We start from the raw sequence: 22,936 nt of genomic DNA, 5'->3' as shown, positions 1-22,936 counted from the left end.
TCGACGCCAACGCGGTACGCCGTTTCGGTTGCGCGGGCGCGACGCTTTCAGGCCCACATCCGTTTTACCCTGCAGCCCTTCAGCCCTTCAGCCCTTCAGCCCCGTGGCGGCAAGCAGTCCCTGCGTGACGCGGCGCTGGAACACGATATAAGCCAGCGCCACCGGGAAAGCGCCGAGCAGCGCGGCCGCCATCAGCTGCGCGTAGCGCACGCCGAACGCGTCGTAGGTTTGCGTGAGGCCGAGGGGGATCGTCATCATGTCGTTCGACGTGACGATGATGAACGGCCACAGGAAATTGTTCCACGCGGCGATGAACGTAACGATCGCCATCGCCCACACGATATTGCCGGACATGGGCAGGTACACGCTCCACAGCACCCGAAGGGGCGAAGCGCCGTCGAGCAGCGCGGCATCGCGGAAATCGTTCGGCACGGCATCGAAGAACTGGCGGAACACATAAATCACTACCGGCGACACGACCTGCGGCAGCACGATGCCGGCATAGGTGTTGATGAGGCCAAGCCCGTTCATGGTGCGGAACAGCGGCACGAGCAGCGCCTCGAACGGTAGCAGCAGCGCCAGCATCGATACCATGAACAGCACGTTGCGGCCGCGGAAGCGCAGCTGGGAAAACGCGAACGCGGCCATCAGGCTGATCGCCATCGTCACCGCGGTGACGGCCAGCGCCACGAGCGCGCTGTTGAACAGCCAGCGCGGCACGTTGCCGGCGCCGAGCGTCTTCGTGAACGCTTCCACGGTCCAGCGCTGCGGCAGCAGGTGCAGTACCGGGGAGATGGTTTCATATTCGGGCCGCAGCGATGTCGACAGCGCCCACAGCAGCGGCGCCACCCACAGCATCGCCAGCGCCAGGGCCGACACGGCGGCAACCACGGTCCAGTGCAACGGTGTGTTTTTCATGTAACCCCTTATGTGACCCCTCTCATGCGCGACCCTTCATGTTCTTCCCTTCCGTTTGCGCAGCACCAGCGCCTGTGCAAGGCCCAGCGCGACGACGATGAACATGAACGCCATGGCGACGGCGGCCGCATAGCCGGCATCGCTTTGCGTGAACGCCGTTTCGTACATGTAGTGCAGCGTGACGCGGGTGGTGTTGAACGGCCCGCCCGTGGTCATGATGTAGGTCTGGCCGAACACTTTCAGCGAAGCGATCAGCTGCAGCACGAGTGCCGTGATGGTGACCGGCTTCAGCGCCGGCCAGGTGATGTGGCGAAACACGGCGAAGCCGCGCGCACCGTCCAGCGCCGCCGCCTCGTACTGCTCGCGCGGGATGTTGCGCAGGCCGGCGATGAAGATCAGCATGTTGAAGCCCACCGTCCACCACACGGTGGCGATCGCCACGACCGGCATGGCCCAGTCCACGTCGGAAAACCAGGCACGCTGCACGCCCAGCAGGTGGTTGACGATGCCGGACGATGGCTGCAGCATCCAGTCGGCGATCAGCGTCATCACCGAGATCGGCAGCACGTAGGGCAGGAAGAACGCGCCCTGCAGCCAGCCCGACGCCTTCGTGAAGTGGTCGACCAGCAGCGCCATCACGAGGCCGAGCGCGGTCAGCGGAATGACCGTCAGCAGCGAAAAATAAAACGTGTTGCCGAGCGACGACCAGAACGACGGGTCGTGGATCAGCGTGTCGTAGTTGGCCAGGCCCACGAACGCGCTCGTGCGCGTGAGACTGCTCTCGGTCAGCGACAGGTACAGCGTCTGCAAGGCGGGCAGCAGGAAAAACAGGATGAATGCCGCCATGAACGGCAACAGCAGCAGCATGGCGGACAGCATCTCGGACCGGCGACCCCTCATCGGTTCTCCATTCTTCAATAGCGTGGCGGGCGTTTCTTCAGCAGGCGCTGCGCCTCGCTTTCAAAGCGGCGCAGTGCGTCCGCCGGCGTCAGTTGCCCGGCCAGCGGCGCCGGCAGGAATTTCGATGCGATCGCTTCCAGCGGCCCCGCCGCGCCCATGTACCAGCCGGCCGGATCGTAGACGACATTGGCCGCCGCCTGGGCGTACTCCGCGTTCGGCATCAGTTCGCGCGCCGCCGCCGATTCGGCCACGGGCCGGTAGGCGGGAATGTGCCCGCCTTCGGCCCAGCCGAACGAATGCGTGCTGACATAGGCGACGAATTTCAGCACGGCCCGCGTTTTCTCGGGCGTCATCGGCCGGCCCTCGTTGGCGGGGATCGCGAACCCGTGCGAATCGGCCCATGCGCTGGCATTGCCATACAGTCGTGGCAGCGGCGCGATGCCGTAGCGAAACCGGATCGTGCCGGCCTGCGTGCCGCGCACCAGCTCCGGCACTTCCCACACGCCGTTGATCATGAAACCGGCATTACCGGCCATGAACTGGCTGGTCGATGCCGGGTAGTCCTGGCCGGCCGTGGCGTAGCCGGCGCGGAACCAGTGCGCGATCGCGGCCAGCGTGCGTTCGCCGGCGGGCCCATAGGCGAACTGGCCGTTCGCCACCACGGGCAAGCCCTGCTGGGCCAGCAGCGACAGCCACAGGCGCCAGATCGCATAGGTGCTTTGCGCCGCCTCCATCGCCAGGCCTGCCTTGCCCGTCTTTTCCTTGACGGCGCGGAACGCATTCGTGAGCGCCTCCATGCCGACGATGGTGGTCAGCCTGCCTTGCGCATCGAGCAGGCCGGCCTGGCCGGCCAGGTCCTTGTTGTAGTAGAGGACCAGCGGGTGCATGTCGAGCGGCACGGCATAGGCGCGGCCGCCATATTGCGAGCGGGCCCACTGGCGCGGCAGGAAATCGCTTCCCTGCAAGCCGGCGGACGCCAGTTCGGCGGCGGTAATGGGCCGCAGCACGCCGCCGCCCGCCAGGTTCGGCAGCCGGGACAGGTGGATCGTCGCCAGGTCCGGCCCGGCGCCGGCCACGGTGGCCGTGATCACTTTCGTGTAGAACGGTTCGCCCCACTTGAGCGTGGTGCTTTCCACGCGCACTTCCTGCTGCGACGCGTTGAACGACTCGATCAGCGCGCGCATGCGGGCGCCATCGCCGCCCGACAGCAGCGTCCACATCTGCACCACCTGCACTTCGGCCCAGGCGGGGCCGCCGCAAGAAAGCAGCAGCGCCAGCGCCGCGACCGACCATCGGCCAGCTCGCATTCCTTGTCTCCGCTCGTTGTTGTGTTCCTGCTCTTTTCGCTATCGCTATCGTTATCGCTATCGCTATCGTTGTCGCTCGTTGTCGCTCGTTGCCGTTGCCGCGTTCGCAGCCGACGTGCCGCTAGGCGGCCTCGCTGGGCAGCCGGTAACCCGGTTCCGGCGCCGCCATGCCCGGCTGGTCTTCCGGCCCGGCCGATGCGTGCGTTGTTTCCGGCGTCGCGGGCACCGCCGCGGCCTGGCCGCCCATCGGCGCCGGTTCGGGCGCGCGCTTGCCGCGCCACAGTTCGCTGTGACCCATCGGGTCCGTGTACCAGTCGTGCAGCCGGGCGTCCGGCCCGCGCGTGGCTTCGGCCAGCGCGGCGATCGGCGCCTTCGGCACGCGCTGTTCCGTCAGCAGGCCGTTCTTTTCATGGAACGTGTCCGTCAGCTGCGTGTAGCAGAAGCCGGACAGCGGCCGGCAGCGGTGGATCGCGTCCATCAGCCGGCGGTAGCGTTCCAGCAGCTCCTCGCCGTCGCGCGCCACCGAGTAGCCCCACCCCTTCGGATCGGCTTCGTCCATGCATGCGATGCCGCCGAACTCGGACAGGAACAGCGGCTTGCCGACGCCGTCGAAGCCGTCGATCACGAGGCGGCGCCGCGCCGGGCGCACGTGATCGAACGTGTATTTCAGGCTTTCGCGGCTGCCGTAGCGGGCCACCAGCTCCTCCGGATCGGCATGGTAGTCGTGGATATTGACGAAGTCGCCGCACGGCATTTCCCAGCCATCGTTGCCCACCACCGGGCGCGTGCCGTCGAGCGCCCGCGTCATGTGGTACATGGCGCGCACGAAATCGACCTGGCGGCGGTCGTGCATCAATTCCGGCACGCCCCACGATTCGTTGGTGGGCACCCAGGCCACGATGCACGGGTGGGAAATGTCGCGCGCGACAAGCTCCTTCCATTCCTCCATCACGCCATGCACGGTTTCGCTGGAAAAGCCGTATGCGGACGGCATTTCCGCCCACACGCACAGGCCCATCACGTCGCACCAGTACAGCCAGCGCGGATCTTCCGATTTCTGGTGCTTGCGCACGCCGTTGAAGCCGAGCCGCTTGATCAGCACCACGTCCTGGCGCAACTGCTCGGCCGATGCCACCATCAGGCTCTCCGGCCAGTAGCCCTGGTCGAGCACCATGCGCAGGTAATAGGGCCGGCTGTTGAGGAGGAAACGGTCGCCGTCGACGGACACCGTGCGCAGCGCCGTGTAGCTGATCACATGGTCGAGCACGAGACCGTCGGCGGCGTGCAGCGTGATTTCCGCATCGATCAGCTGCGGGCTTTCCGGGCTCCACATCCAGTGCGCCCGCGCGTCGTCGATACCCGGGTCGGGCAGCTGGAACAGCCGCGACAGGCGGCCTTCGAGCAGCATGCAGCGGTCCGACACCAGCACCTGGTCACCCAGGCGCAGCACCACGTTGACGGTGCTGCCGGGCGCATGGTGCGCGATGTCCGCGTCGAGCCGGATCTGCCACGTGAACACGTCCGCCGTCCAGCGCAGCGCCGCCACGTGCGAGCGCGCCACCTTTTCCATCCACACGGTGCGCCAGATGCCGGTGGTGCGGGGATACCAGATCGAATGGGGCTCCAGCTCCCAGTCCATCTTGCCGCGCACCTTGTGCATGTCGAGCGGGTCGTCCTCGGCCTGCACGACGATTTCCATGCAGCGCCCGTCCAGGTAGCGCGTGACGTCGATGGAAAACGGCCCATGGCCGCCCTTGTGCTGCATGGCGAAGCGGCCATTGATCCACACCCGCGCGCGGTGGTTGACCGCGCCGAAGTGCAGCTTGAGCCGCTCGTCCGGCGAAGGCAGCAGGTCGTCGTCCAGCCCCACCACCCGCCGGTACCACACGCGGCGGCGGAAGCCGCGGTCGTGCACGCCGCTGGCCGCCGCCTCGGGCGGGAACGGCACGATGATCGTGCGATCGAACGGCACGTCGGCCGGATCGTGGTGCACGGCATCGTCGTCCAGCATCGCCTGCCACGGTCCGTCCAGGTTCAGCCATTGGGTGCGCCGCAACTGCGGCCGGGGGTGGTCCACGATCTCGTTCTCCTTGGGCAGGGCTTTCATCACGTTTGTCCTCATGATAAGTCCTTTACTCGTCGCGCAGTGTCACGGTTGAGTAACCGTGACACCCGCGACCTCCTTGCCGGCCGCTGAGTGGGGCGGACGCAACGCGCCCGCCCGTAGTGCGCTGACCGACAGCGGCCCGAACGTCACGTCCCGGCCGCCGCCCCCCATCGCCACGAGGCCGATGCGCGGCGCCTGGCCGAGCCGGTGCGTCCACGTGCCGCCGCCGACCCAGTCGCGGCCATCGCGGCTGGACCACGCGGTCCACCGCTCCTCGCCGCCCGTGCGCCGCACGTCCAGCCGCAGCCACGTCCAGTCCTCCCGCGCGGCAGGCGTTCCCGCCACCGTGTTGCCGTATCGGGGATGATGGGCCGGCACGGGCTTCTGTTCCTTGGCGAATTCCACCTGGTGCAGCCCGGCGGACGCCAGCACGGACAGCTTCACGTAGTTATCGTCATCCCGCATCGCCACGATGCCGGCCTGCACATGCGGCGTGCAGCAATCGTCCGCCGCATCGAGCCGCACCCTCGTTTCGATGCGCAGGTCGCCCGCGCCAGCCGGCAGCGGGCGCGACAGCACCGGCGCCGTGTTGGTGTCCACGTGCAGGTCGCCGGGCTGCGTGCTCCAGGCCAGGCCCTCCCGTGTGGCACGCCAGGCGCCGGGGTGGCGCCGCCAGCGCCAGGGCGCGGCCGGCGGTTGCGTGAAATCCTCGCGCCACAGCAAGCGCACGTCGACGCCGCTGCCGGCAAATGCCGGGGCGGGTCGCGTGCCGCCCGCGGTCACCGCCGGCGCCGGCAGGGTGCGATCCGATGGTCCCTGCCCTTCGGCCACGACCGGCCAGCCGCCGACCCAGTCCACGCGGTCCAGCAGTGCCGGCCGTCGCGTCAGGCCCGGCGCGAAGACCGGATCGGCCAGGTCGATGGCGTGATAGATCGTCCACCACTGGCCTGCCGCATCCTGCAGCACCGAATTGTGGCCCGCGCCCACCCAGCGGTTGCCGCTCTGCGGCAGCACCGGCGTGCCGCCCGCGCGCGCCGCCGCCATGTCGTTGCCCTGCCGGTCGAGGAAAGGCCCAAGCGGGCTGGTGGCACGGCCCACGTGCAGCGCATAACCCGTCAGCGGTCCGGCGCAGCAATCGGTGGCCGAGGCGAACAGGTAGTACCAGCCATCGTGGCGCACCACTTCCGCGCCTTCGTACCGTCCCGACGTGCCGACGCGCCGCGGCTCGCCTTCCACCGACAGGCCGTCGGCGGACAGGCGCTGCACGAACAGGCCACCGCCATAGCTGCCGTAGTACAGCCAGCGCGTGCCGCGGTCGTCGACGACGACATCCGGATCGAACGTCCAGTCGAACTTGCAGCCCGGCGCCGCGCGGCGCGGCCCGACCACCGGCTTGCCGCTGGCCTGCCACGGGCCAGTGGGCGACGCACTGCTGGCGACGCCGATCGAGCTGTCGCCGCCACAGCCGGCTTCCGGGCTGTGCGCGTCATCCGTATCGGTGATCGTGTAGTACAGCCAGTAGCGGCCATCGTGGTAGTGCGGCTCGGGCGCCCACAGCCAGGACGTCGACGCCGCGGGTGCCGGCCGGCTGTCAAAGGAGTCGTTGACCCAGTCCCAGTGCACCAGGTCCGTCGAACGGTACACGGGCAGGAAGCGGAAGCGGTAGCCGTCGCCCTCCTTCTCGTTGCGGCTCACCGGGTCGGTCGTGCAGTACATGTACCACGTGGGCTGCGCCGCTTGCGGGTCGCGCAGCACGGCCGGGTCGGCGCAGTTCTGCGCCTGTTCGCCGTTGGCCAGCCTGACGGGCAGCGGATTGTGGTAGGTGGACGATGCTTGCGCGGTGACCGCGGCATGCAGGGCCGCTGCCAGGAGAAACAGGCTTGGGCGCACTGGAAGCTCCTTTTTTGCCAAAGCGCGCAAGGTAGCATGGCTGGGCCAAGGGGGGTGCACGGGTGCCCGGGTGGCGATCTCTCGCGATGCCGGACATCCTGCAGGCTCCTGCCGTTCCGGGCGACGAGCGATACGATGTCGCGAATCCGACGACAATTTCGGTTAGTTGCAAATCGTCATCCTGATGGAAGTGCGACCTGCCATGCGCCGCGCTCCACCCCGCCCCTGCGAATGCGCGGTGCGTGCGGCTGCCAGGCACCTTGGCGGCACGGACGACGGCGCGGCGGACGTACCGTCAGGCCGACACCGCATTCGCGTGCGGCGGGTTGCGGCCTGCCGCGGCCAGGGCGTCCGCCACGAAGGGTTCGTAGAATGCGATCAGCCGGCGGCAGCGCGGCAGGTGGAACAGCAATTGCGTTTCCAGACTGCGCGGCGCCTTCCCATGTGTGAAGAAATGCGGCTTGACCGGATTGGCAAAGACGACATGTTCGTCCTTCAGCTTGTTCTTGCGCGCACGGTCGACCAGGATCAGTTGCGGCGGATAGCGATAATCCGGCGAGCGGTCGGTCTTGTCGATCAACAGCGCCCACGCCAGCGGGCTCTCGCCTTCCTGGACGAACACCAGGCGCGAAGGCTTGCTGAGCGCCGGGTCATAGGGGAAATCCGGCGCCATCGCCGCCATCAGCCGCAGGTTCCAGTCCGGCTTCGTGAACGCCGGGTAGTCGGCGACATCGGACACCAGGCGATAGCGGCTGCGGTGCACCGCCCACCAGTACTGCCCCGGGTGCTCATGGCGCAGTGCCGGGTCCGGCGGCGGCGCATCCTCGACCGGCAGGCCGAGGAACGGCGGCGTGAGCGTGCAGCGGAACGACTCGTCCACGAACCAGTCGTCGGCATCGGTCCTCGTTTCATACCGCCAGTGCGCATTGTCCTGCTCCATGCGCAGCGTCATCACGTCGTATGCGGTGCGGTCGAACGGATCGGGCGCGCCGCCGGAAGGATCGTCGAACGGTCCCACATCGAGGTAGTTACGGTAGCCCGCGCGGCGCTCGGGGTGCCCGTACCAGTCGTACAGCAGTGCGGAGCGGTAGCCGGACTCCCAGTGCCCGAACCGCTGCCAGATCGCTTGCCGCAGCTTCTCCAGTTCATAGGCCCGGCCCTGTTCATTGATCAGGGGCTCCGGCAGCAATGTCCTGAACAGGATTGCCTGCGCATACATGCACCGCCAGCCTTCGGCGATCTCCCGCTCCATGAGTTCGAGCCGGAAGTCGAACAGCTGCCCCGCCTGATCGGACAGCAGCGTACGCAGGCAGGTCCCGAAACGTTCGAGTTCGTCGGCTTTCATCGTTTGCAAGCGTCATGAAGGAAAGCCGGCACTTTACAGGACCACAGGCCTGTAAAAACTCACCAAATGTCTCGGGACGACGGCTCGCAGGCGCCTGCCCGACAAACCGCGCCCCGACGCATTCCCGCACTGGCCGCTTACAGAGCGCCCAAAGGGACGAAGGCCGGTTAGACTGGGCCAGGCACTGCCAATCATTCACCCGTCACCATCCTTCTGCCATGTCACTCCATCAACTTGTCTATCTGAGCCAATCCACGCGCAAACTGGAAAAGGAAGAACTGGCCGCTCTCTGGGCGCAGGCCAAAGCCAATAACGCGAAGATCGATGTCACCGGAAGCCTGTTCTACAACGGTGGCTGGTTCATGCAGGTGCTGGAAGGTCCTGCCCCAACCCTGGCCTCCTTGTATGACAAGATCAGCAAGGATCCCCGCCACCACGACCTGCGCCTCCTGTATAACGAGCCTGCGGCCTTCCGCACTTTCGTGCGCTGGACCATGAACATGACCAATCTGGAGGAGCGGCAGGCCGACAAGTACGAGGAACTCGTGGACATCGTCGAGGCCGCGAAGACGGGCCGCAAGATCTTCGGCATGTCGCCGGCGGTGAACTTGCTGAACATCTTCAAGGCGTGACGCCATGACAAAGCCGGGCACCAGGTTCGCATAGCAGGACGGGCGACTCCGGTACAAAGGACCTGGCGACGCGCCGATTCCGGATCGTTTCGGACCGATTCCGCACGTACAGGAGCGAATTGGTCTGCACGCCACAGCCGCCGCCCACCAGTACCGCCCGGACGGCGCGATCATCGCCGACCAGGCAGGCGCGGGTGGGTCAATGTCGCGTGGCGGCCAGCGAGGCAGCGCCCTGCAGCCGCCGCCGCAGCAGATCCTTCGCCACCGCCAGCGCATCGTCGGGTTTCGCAGCGACATCCGGTTTCACGCCCACGCCTTCCCAGTCGCTGTTCGTGACAGGGCTGATCGAGCGCGCGCCGGGTATCACGGCAAAGAAATGGTCGGCAAGGCGATAGGGGCGCGCGGGATGCGCTCCGCCCCAGGTGCGCCCGCCGATCACTGTGGCGCGTTTCAGCGCCTGCATCGTGCAGGCAAAATCTTCCCCGGCGGACATCGTGCCGGGGCCCGCCAGGACGATGACCGGCTTCGTGGCGCCATAGCGGTTGCCAACGAGCTTGTCGTGCGTCCAGTGCTGCCTGGTGACGCCGGTATTGCGTTCCCAGATGTCGTTCAGGCGTGTGCGCCGGTCGACGAAATAGCTGGCCAGCAAGGCCACCGAATCCGGCCCGCCGCATGCGACGAATGGCCGGCAATCGGAGAGGAATGCGGCGCCGACGGGATGAATGCCGGCGACCGGTCGCGGCACCGGGTGCGGCAGCCCAGGCAAGCAAAAAGCCCGGGACGCGGCAAATCCGCGTCCCAGGCTTTCATGGGGCCCTCAGCCGATCGGTTGATCGGCTCACCAAGGCCGGTCAGCGCACCGCGTCAGCCACGGCCACGGCCGTCATGTTGACGATACGGCGCACGGTCGCGCCCGGGCCGAGCACGTGCACGGGCTTGGCGGCGCCCAACAGCACGGGGCCGACGGTCACGCCCTTGCCGCCCGTGACCTTCAACAGGTTGAAGGCGATGTTGGCCGCGTCCAGCGAAGGCATCACCAGCACGTTGGCTTCGCCCGTGAAACCCGGCACCACGCCGCCAACCAGCGCGACGTCGCCCTGCACCTCGCCGATCACCGGCAGATCAGGCGCCACCTGGGCCAGCACGGCGCGCGCATCGCGCATCTTGCGGGCCGATGGGCGCTCGGACGAGCCGGCCGTGGAGTGCGACAGCAGCGCCACCTTCGGCTCCAGGCCGAAGTGGCGCACCTGCGCGGCGGCCAGCTGCGCGATCGCGGCCAGTTCCTGCGCGGTCGGATCGTCGTTGACATGCGTGTCGGCCACGAACAGCGTGTGCTTTTCCAGCACCAGCGCATTCATCGTCGCCATCACTTCCACGCCCGGCGCCAGGCCGATCGTGGAGCGCACCTGCTCGAGGTGCGTGTCGATGCTGCCGCGCAGGCCGCAGATCACCGCGTCGGCTTCGCCGGCATTGAGCAGTGCCAGCGCGTGGTCCGTGGTATCGGCGCCGCCCGCATCGGCGAGCGTGAAGTCGGTGCCGCGCTTCAGGCGCAGGCCGGCGGCGGCGATCGCCGCGTCGACCTTGCCTGCCTCGCCCACCAGCACCGGCTTGGCCAGGCCCTCGTCGACCACGGTCTGCACGGCGCGCAGCACGCGCTCGTCGTCGCCCTCGGCGTACACCACGCGTTTCTGCGCGGCCTTGGCAGCCGTGAACAGCGGCTTCATCACGAGGCCCGTGTGGAACACCTGCTGCTCGAGCTGGGCGCGGTAGGCGGCCAGGTCGGTGATCGGCGTGGCGGCCACGCCCGATTCCGCGGCGGCCCTTGCCACGGCCGGCGCGATCGCGGCGATCAGGCGCTGGTCGAACGGTTTCGGGATGATGTAGTCGGGCCCGAACGTCAGGCTCTGGCCCGCGTAGGCGGCAGCCACCGTTTCCGACACTTCCGCCTCCGCCAGTTCGGCGATCGCCACCACGCAGGCCTGCTTCATTTCTTCGGTGATGCGCGTGGCGCCGCAATCGAGGGCGCCGCGGAAGATATACGGGAAGCACAGCACATTGTTGACCTGGTTCGGATAGTCCGAACGGCCGGTGGCGATGATGCAGTCCGGCCGCGCGGCCAGCGCCACTTCGGGGCGGATTTCCGGTTCGGGATTGGCCAGTGCCAGGATCACCGGGCGGTCGGCCATCGTCTTGACCATGTCGCCGGTCAGCACGCCGGCGGTCGAGCAGCCCAGGAACACGTCCGCGCCGCGCACGATGTCGGCCAGCGTGCGCGCGTCGGTGTTCTGCGCATAGCGCGCCTTGTTCGCTTCCATGTTCGCTTCGCGGCCCTGCCAGATCACGCCGCGCGAGTCGGTCACGTACACGTTTTCGCGACGCACGCCCAGGCCCACCATCATGTCCAGGCAGGCGATCGCCGCGGCGCCGGCGCCGGATGCCACCAGCTTGATGTCGCCGATACGCTTATTGGCCACCTTCAGCGCGTTGATCAGCGCGGCGCTGGAGATGATCGCGGTGCCGTGCTGGTCGTCGTGGAAGACGGGAATGTTCATCCGCTCGCGCAGCTGCTTCTCGATGTAGAAGCACTCGGGCGCCTTGATGTCTTCCAGGTTGATGCCGCCCACGGTCGGTTCCAGCATGGCGATGGCTTCCACCAGCTTGTCCGGGTCGTTCTCGGCCAGTTCGATGTCGAACACGTCCACGCCGGCGAACTGCTTGAACAGGCAACCCTTGCCTTCCATGACGGGCTTCGATGCCAGCGGGCCGATATTGCCCAGGCCGAGCACGGCGGTGCCGTTCGTGATCACGGCCACCAGGTTGGCGCGCGACGTGTATTCGGCGGCGGCTGCCGGGTTGGCGGCGATTTCCTCGCAGGCGTAGGCCACGCCCGGCGAATAGGCCAGCGACAGGTCGCGCTGGTTCGACAGCGGTTTCGTCGGCACCACTTCGATCTTGCCCCGGGTAGGGAAGCGATGGTATTCCAGCGCGTCCGTGCGCAGTTGCTGCTCGCGGCGCGCGTCCTTGTTCTCGTCGTTCTGCTCGTAGGTCATGCATTCTCCTTCAGGCCGCCATGGCGCCACCCGGAAGGCGGCGGCTGGCGAATTGGTAATAAGTGGTCATGATCTGGCGGTCACGATCCGACCGCCCACAGCCGATGCGCTGCGGCGATATCAGAGTGACACGCCATAAGAAACCGTCAATATTACCTCGTGTTGGAAGAACGCGTGCGGGCCCCTTTCGGCACGATCGTTCGTTTCAAGGGGCTCATGCCAAACGAAACACGGCGAAATCGCTGATCCGCTGCCGCGACAGCGTGGTGCGGATGCCGAACAGACCGGCACCAACCCGTTGGCGGGACGCGAAATACTGCACATTGTCGACGTACAGCCGGGTGCCGGCGCCATCGACGACGATCCGCACCCGGCAGGGGTGATTGGCACGCAGCAGGTATGGACTGTCGATATATTCCTGCAGGAGTATCCGCTCACCGCTGCCGTCGTAGCGCCGGAAACGGGTCGTCGTATTGTGGTTGCCGCCAATGCCCGCGTAGAACATCGGCACGCGGTCGTAGTCGGCCAGCCTGCCCGACAGCGGCCGCGTCATCCGCGCCTGCCAGAACATGTTCATGTCCGACACGCGGTCGCCCGGCTTGCCCTCGTCGAGCACCGTGCACGTGTAGGCGATCTCGTAGTGACCGTCGAGCGGCTGGTCGAGCCACACGGTGAGGCCGGCGCGCGTGTCCAGCAGCAGCGTGCCGTCCTTCACCGTGACGACGTCGCGCGGGTCGCCCTGTTCCGCTTCCACGCGCCAGCGGCGGCCATCGAAGACCCTGAAGTCATCCTGCACCAATACGGGGCCGGGCGGCGCGGCCCGGGCATCGAGCGCCAGCAGGCCCAGTGCGCCCAGCCCCCATTGCGCCGCACCGTTGGTGGACAGGCGCGGCGCCTCGTCGAGATCGTCCAGTACCGCCGGCCGCGCCACGCGGCGGATCGCGAAGTCGGCGTCGCGCAGGCCCGCCTTGCCCGCCTCGAACAGGCGCCAGGCCTCTTTCATCGCCGCCGGATCGCGCGCCTGCGCGGCGGCATACCCCAGCAGCCGGGCATGGCCCTGTGACAGGTTCAGCTTGCCCAGGTCCTGTCCCAGCGCCGCCTTCTGCACTGCCGGCGTGGCGTTGTACAGCCGGCAGTAGCGCAGCCACGCGTCCCGGAAGGCCGGTTCGGGCAACGTGCGCAGCAACTCGGCGCAGATTTCCGTCAATCCGAACACGGCGGACAGGTGCGAGACGGCAATCTTCCCCGAGGTGTCGATGCGGAACGCCCCGGTGTCCAGGTTCATGATCGCGCTGCCGGTGAAGAAGCCGTGCGGTTGCGCGGCGATCGTGGCCATGCCGGCCAGCAGCCGGTCGCGCCAGGCCTTGTCGCCGGTGCGTTCCCAGGCCGTGTACCAGGCGCCGGCGATGGCGCCCCAGTCGGTGCCGAAGCCCACGCTGGCCTCGTTCGCGCCGGCCGCCGCCTGCTGGCCGATCTTGCGGCCGGGGACGATGTCGCGCAGCCGACGCACCGCTTCCTGCTGCTCGGTGAGCAGGTCGCCGATGCGCTCGTCCGCCGTCAGGTAATACATGAAACGGCGGTTGATCGCGGTGGAGATGCGCAGCTGCTTGGCGCTGTCGCCCCAGTGCTGCACGCCGTGCCGCGTGCCCAGCGGGGCGAACGGCCCGATATGATGGACGTCGACTTCGCCCGTGTGGCGCGTCATTGCCTCGGCCAGCCGGAACACGTCGGCACGGCCCGAATGCAGGAAGTAATGCCACAGCCAGATGTCGGTGGACAGTTCCGAGTTGTCCCAGGCGAAGCCGCCCACGTCGTAGCGCCACTGGTGGCGCCGTGGATCGTAGGTGTGCATCACGTCGCCGTAATCCCAGAAGCCGTACCAGCGCCGCTGCTCGACCTGTTTTTCGTAGTAATCGAACAGCTGTGCCAGCCGGGTTTCGAGCGGCCCGGCACGTTCTCCCCCCTGCCCTGCGGGGGCCCAGTAGTCGTCGAAGACGCCGGCCGCATGCAGGCGCTCCGGCGTCGCCATCAGCCTGGGCGGCTCGGCGATGCGCCGGCCGATCGCGGCCAGGTCGGCCGCCGCCGGCGTGGCCGCCAGCAGTTGCAGTGCCAGTTCGCTGGTGCGCGCGATGCCGTGGGGCGTGCCGAAACCGGGCTCGTAGTCCTCGTAGGTGATGTCGAGTGCGGCGCGCTGTTTCGCATGCGTGTCCTGACCCATGCCGTCGTGGTAGAAGCGCAGCTGCATCGGCGGCGCTTCGGGCGCCCACAGCCACAGCGTGACGGCCGCGTCGTCTCCGGCGGCACCCGTGATGTCGAGCTGGCCGGGATGGCTTTGCCAGAAATTGCGCACGCCGAACGCCACGCCGCCCTTCGCGCCGCCCACATACCCGCTGCCGCCGGCGCGGGTGCCGCCGGCGGCCGGGATCCAGCCATGGCCCTTTGCCGTGCGCTTGGCGATCGTGAAACCGTCCGCGTTCGGCTGCACCAGGCGGTAGTCGCCGAACGCGGGCACGTAGCGCAGGCCGTCGCGCACGGCCTGCGGCAGCTCTTCCACCGGCGGCAGCGGGCGGCCGGCCACCTGCGCGGCGGCGTTCGCGTCGCCCACGTCGCGGCGCAGCCCGGTCAGGCTGCGCACGCTCTCGGCAAACACGCCGCCAGCGTCCGACACGAAGCGCACGTGGCGGTCGTGCGGCGCGCCATCGAGCGCCAGGCCGAAACGCAGGCCGATGCCGCGCACGTCCAGCCGCGCGGGATCCACGTCGACGACGAATGTGTGCAGGACGCGGATCGCGTCGCTGTCGCGGTGGAATTCCAGGCGCAGCGTGAACGGCAGCAGCGCCGCACCGTCGTCCGCCCGGTGCGCGCCGGTCACTTTCAGCACCGTGCGGACCGGACCATCCTGCTCGACGTCGACCCGTGCCACCTCGCCCTGCCAGCGCTGGCGCCGGATTGTGCTTTCCTTGCCTTCCTCGCCGTCGCCGACGGTATCGGTCAGCAGCACCAGTTCGCCGTCGCCGAGCAGCCTGTGGCCGGCAAGCGCCACCCCGGCCAGTACCTTGCCGCCTTTGGCCGGCACCCGGGCGCGCAGCCTGCCCGTATCGACGACGATGCCGCCGTCGTCGTGCCTTGCCATTCCCGCGCCGGCCGGTGCCGCTGGTCCGGGCAGCAGGTCATAGCCGGACGCCGGAGCGCCGCCGCCGATCGCGTGCCCGCTCCACTTGACGGAACCGTCCGGCCAATAAGCCAGCGGCCAGGACTGCAGCGCCGGCGCCGCCCCGCCCGCCGCTGCCCGGATGGCAAAGCCGCTGGCGCGCGGCACGAGGCCCTGCGGCCAGGGCACCCCGAACGTGGCGCCGGTGAAGCTGGCGGGCGGCGCGCCATCGAGCCAGCGCAGCGCCGTCCCGGGCGGCGGCGCCGTCGCGGCCTGGCTTGCGGCGCGCGCCGGCAGCATCGTCATCGTCGGTGCGCCGGCCAGCAGCGCGGTGAGTTTCAGCAAGTTGCGGCGGTCCATCGGTCTCCCTGTTCGTGTTGCGCGACTGGATTGTATAGGGTGCGATATCAGTACCGATAGCCCAGCGTGACCCCGAGTGTGCGACGTTCGCCCAGCCAGCCGGACACGGCGCCGTAGTCGCCGTTCCCGAGGCGCTTGTAATAGGTCTTGTCGAACGCGTTGTTCAGCCAGATGGCGGCGTTCCACTCTCCCGCGCCCGCCTTGCCTTCGGTGCCGGCCGCGAACGACGCCAGGCCATAGCCGGGCACGCGCGTGAATTGCGACGTGTCGACGGTGCCGAACATCCAGCTGCGGTAGGCGTAGCGGGCGGAGACGAACGAGCGCAGGCCGTTGTCGCCGGTCCATCCATAGCGCACGCTGGCGTTGGCCGTGAACCTGGGCGCATTGAACACGCGCGAACCGGTGAGGTTGCACGACGGCGGCGGGTTCGGCGCCAGCGTCACCTCGGGCGGGCAGCGGGCATCGTCGTAATGCGTGTAGTACGTGTCGTTCCACACGGCGGCCGCGTCGACGCGCCAGTTGCGGTCCGGCGCCCAGCGCGCGCTGGCCTCGGCGCCGCGCGAGATGAAGGTGCCGGCGTTCAGCAGGTACACCTGCTGGTCGTCCGGGTTGTAGCCCTGCGTCTGGAAGTCGCTGATCTCGGTCAGGAACAGGTTGCCTTTCAACGCCAGCCGGTCGCCCGCCAGGCTGGCTTTCACGCCGATCTCGCCCGTTTTCGTCTTTTCCGGCTTGATGTACAGCGAGTCGAGGCCGGCCTGACGGGCGGCGCCCGCGGAAATGTTCAGGCCGCCCGATTTCTCGCCGTACGATGCGGCCGCGTAGGCGCTCCAGCCAGGCGCCGTGCGCCAGGTGGCGGCCAGCGTGCCGGAAGGCAGCGTGTGGTTTTCCTCCAGGTAGCCGGAATTGAACGGCACGCGGTTGTAACGGATGAAGCTGCCGCCCTTCTCTTGCACGTTGGCGCGCACGCCGGCCGTGATGTCGACGGTATCGCCAATGTGCAGCGTGCCCTGCGCGAACGGCGACAGCATGCGGTCCCGTACCAGGCCGAGGCGGATGACGTCGAGGTTGCGGAACGCCGTGCTGTCCAGCCACAGCGCCGGCACCGTGGTGTTCGCATAGCGCGTGTGCGCCAGCGTCTCGGCATGCTGCCCCAGGTACGTCAGGCCCAGCGCGTATTCGACGGCGCGGCCCGCGGGCGAATCGGCGCGCACTTCCTGCGACCACGTCTTGTCGCGCACCTCGGTACCCGTATTCGAGTAGACCCGCACCGACAGGCCGTCGGCCATCGTCGGCTGCGAGTGGAAATAGCGCAGCGACGTGACGGAGCGCAGCCGCCAGCCGGATGCCAGCTGCCACTCCGCCAGCGCGGACACGCCGCCCTGCACCACGTGGATGCGGTTCTCGTCGTCCAGGTCCACGTTCGGGCCGAACACCACGTTGTGGCCAGCCGCCGCCGCGTGCGTGAGGTAGGTGTCGCGGCCATTGACCGCGTGCGTGGCCACCAGCACGGACGTCGGTTCGCTGTTGCTGTTGTTGTAGTCGGCGGACAGGCGCAAGGTGAACCGCTCGCCGCCACGGTACAGCAGCTGGCCGCGCGCGCCGTTCGACGAGCCGCCGTTGAGCCTGTTCCCCGTGCGCAGGTTGGTGACGGCACCATCCGCATTGCTGCGCACCACGTTGAGGCGCCCTGCCCAATGCTCCGACAGCGGCCCGGACACGACGCCGCGCACGCGCTGGTAGCCGCGCTGCCCGGCCGACACGGTGATGCCCGCCTCGGGCACGAACGTGGGCGATTTCGTCACGATGTTCACCACGCCGCCCGTGGCGTTCGCGCCGAACAGCGTGCCCTGGGCGCCGCTCAGCACTTCCGCATGGTCGATATCGCCCAGGCTCGACAGCATGCCTGGCCGGGCCAGGTAAACGCCATCGAGATAGACGGCCACGCCGCTGGGCATGCCGATGTTCGCGTCGCCCGAAGCCTGGCCGCCGCCATCGCCCACGCCGCGGATCGTGATCTGCATGTCCGACGGATCGGTGCTCTGGATGTTCAGCCCCGGCACCAGCTGCTGCAATTCCTCCAGCGTGGTGACGTTCTGCTCGTCCAGTTCATTCCCGCCGATACGGTACGCCGACGTCGGCGTTCGCCGGGGGTCGTCCGCGCCGCCCGCGCTGGCCACCTGGCGGGTGCCGCTGACGGTCACGGTGGCCATCGTGGCCGCCGGCTGCGCGGCGGCGATGGCCGGCACGGCGGGCGCGGCGGGGGCCGACACCTTCAGCAGCGGCAGCGCGGCAGCCCCCTGCGGCCGCGCCGCGGCACGGCGCCGGATCGTCAACGCGCCACCGGCGTTCGGGGCCAGCTCGAAGCCGCTGCCGTCGAGCGCGCGGGAGATCGCCTCGGTCGCGCTGAAGCGGCCGACGACGGGCGCCGAACGGGCGCCCCCCAGCAGGCGTGGATCGTAGGCCAGCGCCACGCCGGTGTCGGCCGCGATCGTCAGCAGCGTCTGCTCGATCGGTGCCGTGGGCAGGCGGTAATCCTGGTGTGTCGCCTGGGCCTGGGCATGGGCGTGGAGTGCGGGAAGGGTGGCCAGGACGGCCAGCGCGATGAAATGCCTGGAATGCTTGTGCAAGGGATACCTCATGAATGTCGTTGGTAATCCCCTTGTGCGGCGAGATGCGAAAAGCGTCAGTGGAAAACGAAAATATTTTTCATTCGACGATGGTGAGCATGCCGTAGCGCGCCACTTTCACCGGCAACGCCGCGGCGACTTGCCGCAACGCGCCTTCCAGGTCGGCGAGCCGGAACACGCCGCTGATGACGTGGCCGGCCGCCGCGCCCCTCACACGCAGGATGTCGCGGTGATAGCGGCCGACAGCGTCGGCCAGGTCCGCCAGCGGCAGGCGGTCGGCCACGAGCATGCCCCGTGTCCAGCCAGCCGTTGCGTTGAACGACAGCGCGGACGGCATGGCGCCGCCTTCATCGAACGTCATTGCCGTACCGGAAGCCAGCGCCACGGGGGCGCGGCCCGGCAGGCGCAGCAGTGCTTCGCCACCCTGCACGGCCACCACGCCGCGCCGCCCCAGGCGCCCGGCGCACAGTTCGGCACCGTGGCAATCGATCGCCGCATCGACACCGGCCACGGTCACCGCTACCGTCAGCGGCCCGCGCGAGCGCACCAGCAGCTGCCCCTGCCGCAGGCGCAGCCGCGTGTCCGCGGCCTGGACCAGGTCGATGTGCGAGGCGGCATCGAAGCGCAGCGCCGAGCCGTCGGCCAGGGTCGCGGCGCCACGTTCGCCCGTGGAACTGCGCCACGTGGCGTCGTAGCCCATCTCATGCGCCAGCTTCCAGCCGCCGGCGCCCGTGAAGGCCAGCAGGGCCATGCCGAACCCGGCCCGCAGCGCACGGCGGCGTTCCTCGACGGGGTGCCGCAGGGCTCGCGCGACGGCGCTGCCGTCGCGCCCTCCCATTCGCAAGCTGTCCTGCAGCGACGTCCATGCGGCCGCGTGTTCCGGCGCCCCGTCGTGCCACGCGCGAAAGGCGCGCAGCGCACTGTCGTCCACGCCCGGATCGCGCAGCGTCACTTCCCAGTCGATCGCCGTGCGTTCGGCGCGGCTGCGCCCGGCCATGGTCACGCGCATTTTTCCGTTCCCGGCCAGCAGGCGGCAAGCGCCTGCGCCACGTACTTGCGCACCATGCTGACCGACACATCGAGGCGCAACGCGATCTCCGCGTAGCCCATGTCCTCGAACTGGCTCAGGATGAACGCTTCGCGCGCCTTGCCCGACAGCTTCGCCAGCGCGGCATCGATGCGCACGATTTCCTCGACCGTCATGCAGATCTCTTCGGCCGAGGCGCCATGGCTTTCCGGGCGCAGGGACAGTTCGGCCAGGTAGGCCCGCTCCAGGTCGCGCCGGCGCCAGAATTCAAAGGCCAGCCGGCGCGCGATCGTCGTCAGCAGCGCACGCGGCTGGCGGATGTGGCGCACGTCGTCGAGCGCGGCCAGTTCGGTGAAGGTCGAGGCGGCCAGGTCTTCGGCGTCGTTGCGGGAACCGACCAGGCGGTGCATGCTGGCCGTCAGCCAGCCATAGCTGCGCTTGAATTCGCTGCCCAGCATGGCGTTGCGCAGGGCAAGGGGTTCGGGGTGTGGGGATGCGGCGGTCATAGGTCAATATTGGAAAGGCGGGCACATGGCCGCGTTTCCAATATAAAAGGACCGGCGACGGAACAGAACGAAGCATTCCGACTATGCTTCGTCGGAAATTGCCATTGCGGCATCGTGGGAGAGGGCATGAAAAAACCGGAGCGGCGGCAATGCGCGGCTCCGGCTCGCGGCGGGGTCGCCGCTCAGTGATTCGGCAGCTTCTTCGCGGCCAGGTAGATCCCGTACAGCGCGGACAGGCCCACGAGCGCGTAGACGATACGCGAAGCGGTCGTCTGTTCACCGAAGATCGCGGCGACCAGGTCGAACTGGAACAGCCCGACCAGTCCCCAGTTCAGGCCGCCCACGATCAGCAGCACCATCGCGATCCAGTCCACGGCGTTCAAGGCCTTGTGCGCGACCACGTCGGCCGAGCCGGTATTCATCGTTGCCATCAGCTACTCCTTGAGTCAGGTTGCAGGGACCCGCTGGATGCGAGCCGAACCCATTGTAGGATGATGGATGCGACACGCCAGTCAGCGGCGTATCCTGCGCGACGTAGGAATGCGCCTAGCTTCGGGATGCGCGATGCAAGCCGCAACGCGGCAGTTACCTGGGATTGCGGCGGCGTTCGCCATGGCGGTGAAATAAAGGCGAGCACAGCACACGCAGTGCGATCTCGCGCGGGACGCCGGCCCGCTGCATGAATTCCAGGGCCGGATGGATGCCATCGGCCTCGACAATCTTCAGTGCATCTTCCACACGCGCAGCCGTCGTTGCGTCAGCGCGCGACCTTGGTGTGCCGCGTTCCGCCATGATGCCGTATCCAGTCAAATAAACGAGGAATGGTACACGAAATCAGGCCGCGAGCGCGCGCCGCAGGTCGGCGAGCGAAGCCGGTTTCGTCAGGTGCAAGTCGAAGCCGGCATCGAGAGCACGGGCCACGTCGCCCTTCTGGCCATAGCCCGTCAATGCCACCAGCCGCAGCGCCCTGCCGCCCGCCGCCTCGCGCAGCGCCACGGCCAGCGCGTAGCCATCCATGTCGGGCAAGCCGATGTCGAGGAGCGCGGCATCGGCTCCATGGCCGCCATAGGCCGCCAGCGCCTCGTGCGCCGTGTGCGCCACCTGCACGTCCAGGCCGATGTGCTGGAGCATCAGCGCACTGGCCCGCGCGGCATCCTCGTTGTCGTCGACGAGCAACACCCGCAAGCCTTGCGGCACCGGTACATCGGACGCGGCCACGGGGGCCTGCCCGCATTGCGCCAGGGGCAGGAATACCTCGAACGTGCTGCCCTGCCCCGGGCCGGCGCTGTGCGCCGTCACCCGGCCGCCATGCAGCTCGACGATCTTGCGCACGATGGCCAGCCCCAGTCCCAGGCCGCCCGTGCGGCGCGCCAGCTGCTGGGGTGCCTGGTAGAAAGGTTCGAACACATGCGCCAGCAGCTCGGGCGCCATGCCGCTGCCGCGATCGCTGACAGCCAGCCGGGCCATGCCCTGCACGGCATCCGCGCCGGCTGGGGCCGACAGCGTCACGGCCGCCGCCCCGCCGCCGAAGCGGCCCGCGTTCGTCAGCAGGTTGCCCAGCACCTGTGCGAGCCGGCTGTCGTCGCCAAGCACCCACAGCGATTCCGGCGCGTCTAGCGTCACCTCCATGCCGGCCGCGGCGGCCACGGCCTGCCGCGCGATGTCGGCCAGGTCGACCGGCCGCAAGTCCAGCGCGAGCTTGCCCGAAGCGATGCGCGACACGTCGAGCAGGTCATCCACGAGCCGCTTCAGGTGGGCCACCTGGCGCCGCAGCACGGCCCGCTCGCGCTGCGCGCCCGTTTCACCGCGCAGGTCCATCAGGTCGAGCGATGCCACGATCGGGCTGAGCGGATTGCGCAGCTCGTGGCCCAGCACGGCCAGGAATTCATCCTTGGCCCGGCCCGCTTCGCGTGCCTCGGCCAGCGCCTCTTCCTGCGAGGCAACGGCCCGCTCGAGCGACGCCAGCAGGCTGGAGCGCTCGCGCTCGTGCCGGTCGCGCGCGGCGGCCGCGGCGGCCAGCGCCTGCCCCATCTGTTCGATTTCGCGCACCCGCGAAGGCTCGACCTCGACCGGTTTGCCGGCCCCGAGCGCGGCCGCCTGCTGCACGAGGCAGTCGATGCGGCGCACGATGCGGCGCGCAAGCAGCGACGCCAGCGCGATGCAGGCGACCAGCGTCAGCGCCAGGCCGGCCGCGTAGACCAGTGCGCCCTGCAGCAGCGGCCACCGCAGCGACGCGGTCGGCGCGCTGACGACCACGGACCAGCCCCAGCGCGTGGACGTGGTGAAGGCGGTGCGCACTTTCACGTTCTCGATCGTGTGCGAATCGCCGGTTCCTTCGGCCCCGCTGCGCAACAGCCGTTGCAGGCCGGGGCTGGCCGCCCCGCCGAGGAAGCGCTCATGGTCGCGCGAGCGCGCCACGCGCCGCCCGGTACCATCCATCACGGCGATCACCCAGTCGCCCGGTGCGCGCTGGCGGCGGATCACGTTGACGATGCGGTCCGGCGCGATGACGGCCGACAGCACGTAGCGGCGGCCCTCGGGCAGGTCGACGGCAACGCGCACGGGGAAGGCCGCGCGGCCGCCCCTGCCCCGCGTGACGCTGCCAGCCACGGGCTTGCCTGTCGCCACCGCGCGGGCGAGGCTGGCGGGGTCGGCCACCGGCGACGCGGGCGCGCCGAAGGGCGCCATCGTGCGAAATACGGACTGGCCGGCCTGGTCGGACAGGATCACGCCCAGCCAGCCGGTCTGGGCCGCTGCCTGCCGCTTCGCCACGTCGTGGAACGCGCCCAGTTCGCCGGCCTGCAGGTGCGGCGTGCGAGCCATGCCGGTCAGCGCCGCGGCCGCGCCATCGTGCTCGGCGTCGACGGCCGAGGACAACGCCCGCGCCAGTTCCAGCATCGACCGGTCCTGTTCGCGCTGCTGCACGCCAGCCGCCGTCATCAGGCCCCATGTGCCCAGCAGCGCGAGCGGCAGGAAGCCGATCGCCGTCAACAGGATCAACAGGTGGCGCAGGCTGAGGGTGACGCCGCGGCGAAGGATCATGAGACGGGCCCGGCTGTATAGAAACGCGGATTATAGCGGGCATTCCGCCCTTGGACTGCGGGTCTCGGGAACGG

Annotated in this window: 16 protein-coding genes; 1 reads left to right on the top strand and 15 read right to left on the bottom strand. The window is 68.7% G+C overall.

Annotation, left to right across the window (positions count from 1 at the left end):
* Positions 1-87: 87 nt before the first annotated feature.
* The 6 genes from ACY65G_RS21685 to ACY65G_RS21660 all read right to left on the bottom strand — a co-directional run bounded on the left by ACY65G_RS21685 (position 88) and on the right by ACY65G_RS21660 (position 8,467).
* The gene (locus ACY65G_RS21685; protein ID WP_464999369.1) at positions 88-918 is read right to left on the bottom strand and encodes a carbohydrate ABC transporter permease; all 831 of its coding nucleotides are present in this window, start codon (positions 916-918) and stop codon (positions 88-90) included.
* A 36-nt stretch (positions 919-954) separates the two neighbouring features.
* Complete coding sequence (locus ACY65G_RS21680) at positions 955-1,818, bottom strand: carbohydrate ABC transporter permease (protein ID WP_464999368.1); 864 nt, start codon at positions 1,816-1,818, stop codon at positions 955-957.
* A 14-nt stretch (positions 1,819-1,832) separates the two neighbouring features.
* Entirely contained in the window at positions 1,833-3,125 is a 1,293-nt protein-coding gene (locus ACY65G_RS21675; protein WP_464999367.1) for an extracellular solute-binding protein, read from the bottom strand.
* 121 nt (positions 3,126-3,246) lie between these two features.
* Complete coding sequence (locus ACY65G_RS21670) at positions 3,247-5,232, bottom strand: glycoside hydrolase family 2 protein (RefSeq protein WP_464999366.1); 1,986 nt, start codon at positions 5,230-5,232, stop codon at positions 3,247-3,249.
* A 42-nt stretch (positions 5,233-5,274) separates the two neighbouring features.
* Entirely contained in the window at positions 5,275-7,122 is a 1,848-nt protein-coding gene (locus ACY65G_RS21665; protein ID WP_464999365.1) for a glycoside hydrolase family 43 protein, read from the bottom strand.
* Positions 7,123-7,417: 295 nt separating this feature from the next.
* The gene (locus ACY65G_RS21660; RefSeq protein ID WP_464999364.1) at positions 7,418-8,467 is read right to left on the bottom strand and encodes a hypothetical protein; all 1,050 of its coding nucleotides are present in this window, start codon (positions 8,465-8,467) and stop codon (positions 7,418-7,420) included.
* 218 nt (positions 8,468-8,685) lie between these two features.
* Here ACY65G_RS21660 and ACY65G_RS21655 point away from each other — a divergent pair, with 218 nt between their 5' ends.
* The gene (locus ACY65G_RS21655) at positions 8,686-9,099 is read left to right on the top strand and encodes a BLUF domain-containing protein (protein WP_464999363.1); all 414 of its coding nucleotides are present in this window, start codon (positions 8,686-8,688) and stop codon (positions 9,097-9,099) included.
* Positions 9,100-9,298: 199 nt separating this feature from the next.
* On the opposite strand, the gene ACY65G_RS21650 is transcribed toward ACY65G_RS21655, so the two are convergent.
* The 9 genes from ACY65G_RS21650 to ACY65G_RS21610 all read right to left on the bottom strand — a co-directional run bounded on the left by ACY65G_RS21650 (position 9,299) and on the right by ACY65G_RS21610 (position 22,862).
* A complete protein-coding gene (locus tag ACY65G_RS21650) occupies positions 9,299-9,844 on the bottom strand; it encodes a S41 family peptidase (protein ID WP_464999362.1) in 546 nt (181 codons plus the stop codon).
* 106 nt (positions 9,845-9,950) lie between these two features.
* Entirely contained in the window at positions 9,951-12,149 is a 2,199-nt protein-coding gene (locus tag ACY65G_RS21645) for an NADP-dependent malic enzyme (protein ID WP_464999361.1), read from the bottom strand.
* 214 nt (positions 12,150-12,363) lie between these two features.
* Positions 12,364-15,660 carry an exo-rhamnogalacturonan lyase family protein gene (locus tag ACY65G_RS21640; protein ID WP_464999360.1) on the bottom strand — a complete coding sequence of 1,099 codons (3,297 nt, stop codon included), beginning with the start codon at positions 15,658-15,660 and terminating at the stop codon, positions 12,364-12,366.
* 47 nt (positions 15,661-15,707) lie between these two features.
* Complete coding sequence (locus tag ACY65G_RS21635) at positions 15,708-18,287, bottom strand: TonB-dependent receptor (protein ID WP_464999359.1); 2,580 nt, start codon at positions 18,285-18,287, stop codon at positions 15,708-15,710.
* Between the two features lie 79 nt (positions 18,288-18,366).
* A complete protein-coding gene (locus ACY65G_RS21630; protein WP_464999358.1) occupies positions 18,367-19,296 on the bottom strand; it encodes a DUF4880 domain-containing protein in 930 nt (309 codons plus the stop codon).
* Positions 19,287-19,820, bottom strand: coding sequence for a sigma-70 family RNA polymerase sigma factor (locus tag ACY65G_RS21625; protein ID WP_464999357.1), 534 nt, complete (start codon positions 19,818-19,820; stop codon positions 19,287-19,289). The genes ACY65G_RS21630 and ACY65G_RS21625 overlap by 10 nt, the downstream gene beginning before the upstream one ends.
* A 182-nt stretch (positions 19,821-20,002) precedes the next feature.
* Positions 20,003-20,251: a DUF378 domain-containing protein gene (locus ACY65G_RS21620; protein ID WP_464975906.1), complete on the bottom strand. Its 249-nt coding sequence runs from the start codon at positions 20,249-20,251 to the stop codon at positions 20,003-20,005.
* 154 nt (positions 20,252-20,405) lie between these two features.
* Entirely contained in the window at positions 20,406-20,612 is a 207-nt protein-coding gene (locus ACY65G_RS21615; protein ID WP_464999356.1) for a hypothetical protein, read from the bottom strand.
* A gap of 42 nt (positions 20,613-20,654) precedes the next feature.
* A complete protein-coding gene (locus ACY65G_RS21610) occupies positions 20,655-22,862 on the bottom strand; it encodes an ATP-binding protein (protein WP_464999355.1) in 2,208 nt (735 codons plus the stop codon).
* Positions 22,863-22,936 lie beyond the last annotated feature (74 nt).

It is taken from the genome of Pseudoduganella sp. jia 12 (assembly GCF_055502675.1).
This window is presented reverse-complemented; position numbering and strand designations above follow the sequence as displayed.

What these genes read in the sequence shown, in the direction of transcription:
- ACY65G_RS21685 (WP_464999369.1), bottom strand. Translation starts at nt 918, where the DNA reads ATGAAAAACACACCGTTGCACTGGACCGTGGTTGCCGCCGTGTCGGCC.
- ACY65G_RS21680 (WP_464999368.1), bottom strand. Translation starts at nt 1,818, where the DNA reads ATGAGGGGTCGCCGGTCCGAGATGCTGTCCGCCATGCTGCTGCTGTTG.
- ACY65G_RS21675 (WP_464999367.1), bottom strand. Translation starts at nt 3,125, where the DNA reads ATGCGAGCTGGCCGATGGTCGGTCGCGGCGCTGGCGCTGCTGCTTTCT.
- ACY65G_RS21670 (WP_464999366.1), bottom strand. Translation starts at nt 5,232, where the DNA reads ATGAAAGCCCTGCCCAAGGAGAACGAGATCGTGGACCACCCCCGGCCG.
- ACY65G_RS21660 (WP_464999364.1), bottom strand. Translation starts at nt 8,467, where the DNA reads ATGAAAGCCGACGAACTCGAACGTTTCGGGACCTGCCTGCGTACGCTG.
- ACY65G_RS21655 (WP_464999363.1), top strand. Translation starts at nt 8,686, where the DNA reads ATGTCACTCCATCAACTTGTCTATCTGAGCCAATCCACGCGCAAACTG.
- ACY65G_RS21645 (WP_464999361.1), bottom strand. Translation starts at nt 12,149, where the DNA reads ATGACCTACGAGCAGAACGACGAGAACAAGGACGCGCGCCGCGAGCAG.
- ACY65G_RS21640 (WP_464999360.1), bottom strand. Translation starts at nt 15,660, where the DNA reads ATGGACCGCCGCAACTTGCTGAAACTCACCGCGCTGCTGGCCGGCGCA.
- ACY65G_RS21630 (WP_464999358.1), bottom strand. Translation starts at nt 19,296, where the DNA reads ATGCGCGTGACCATGGCCGGGCGCAGCCGCGCCGAACGCACGGCGATC.
- ACY65G_RS21625 (WP_464999357.1), bottom strand. Translation starts at nt 19,820, where the DNA reads ATGACCGCCGCATCCCCACACCCCGAACCCCTTGCCCTGCGCAACGCC.
- ACY65G_RS21620 (WP_464975906.1), bottom strand. Translation starts at nt 20,251, where the DNA reads ATGGCAACGATGAATACCGGCTCGGCCGACGTGGTCGCGCACAAGGCC.
- ACY65G_RS21615 (WP_464999356.1), bottom strand. Translation starts at nt 20,612, where the DNA reads ATGGCGGAACGCGGCACACCAAGGTCGCGCGCTGACGCAACGACGGCT.
- ACY65G_RS21610 (WP_464999355.1), bottom strand. Translation starts at nt 22,862, where the DNA reads ATGATCCTTCGCCGCGGCGTCACCCTCAGCCTGCGCCACCTGTTGATC.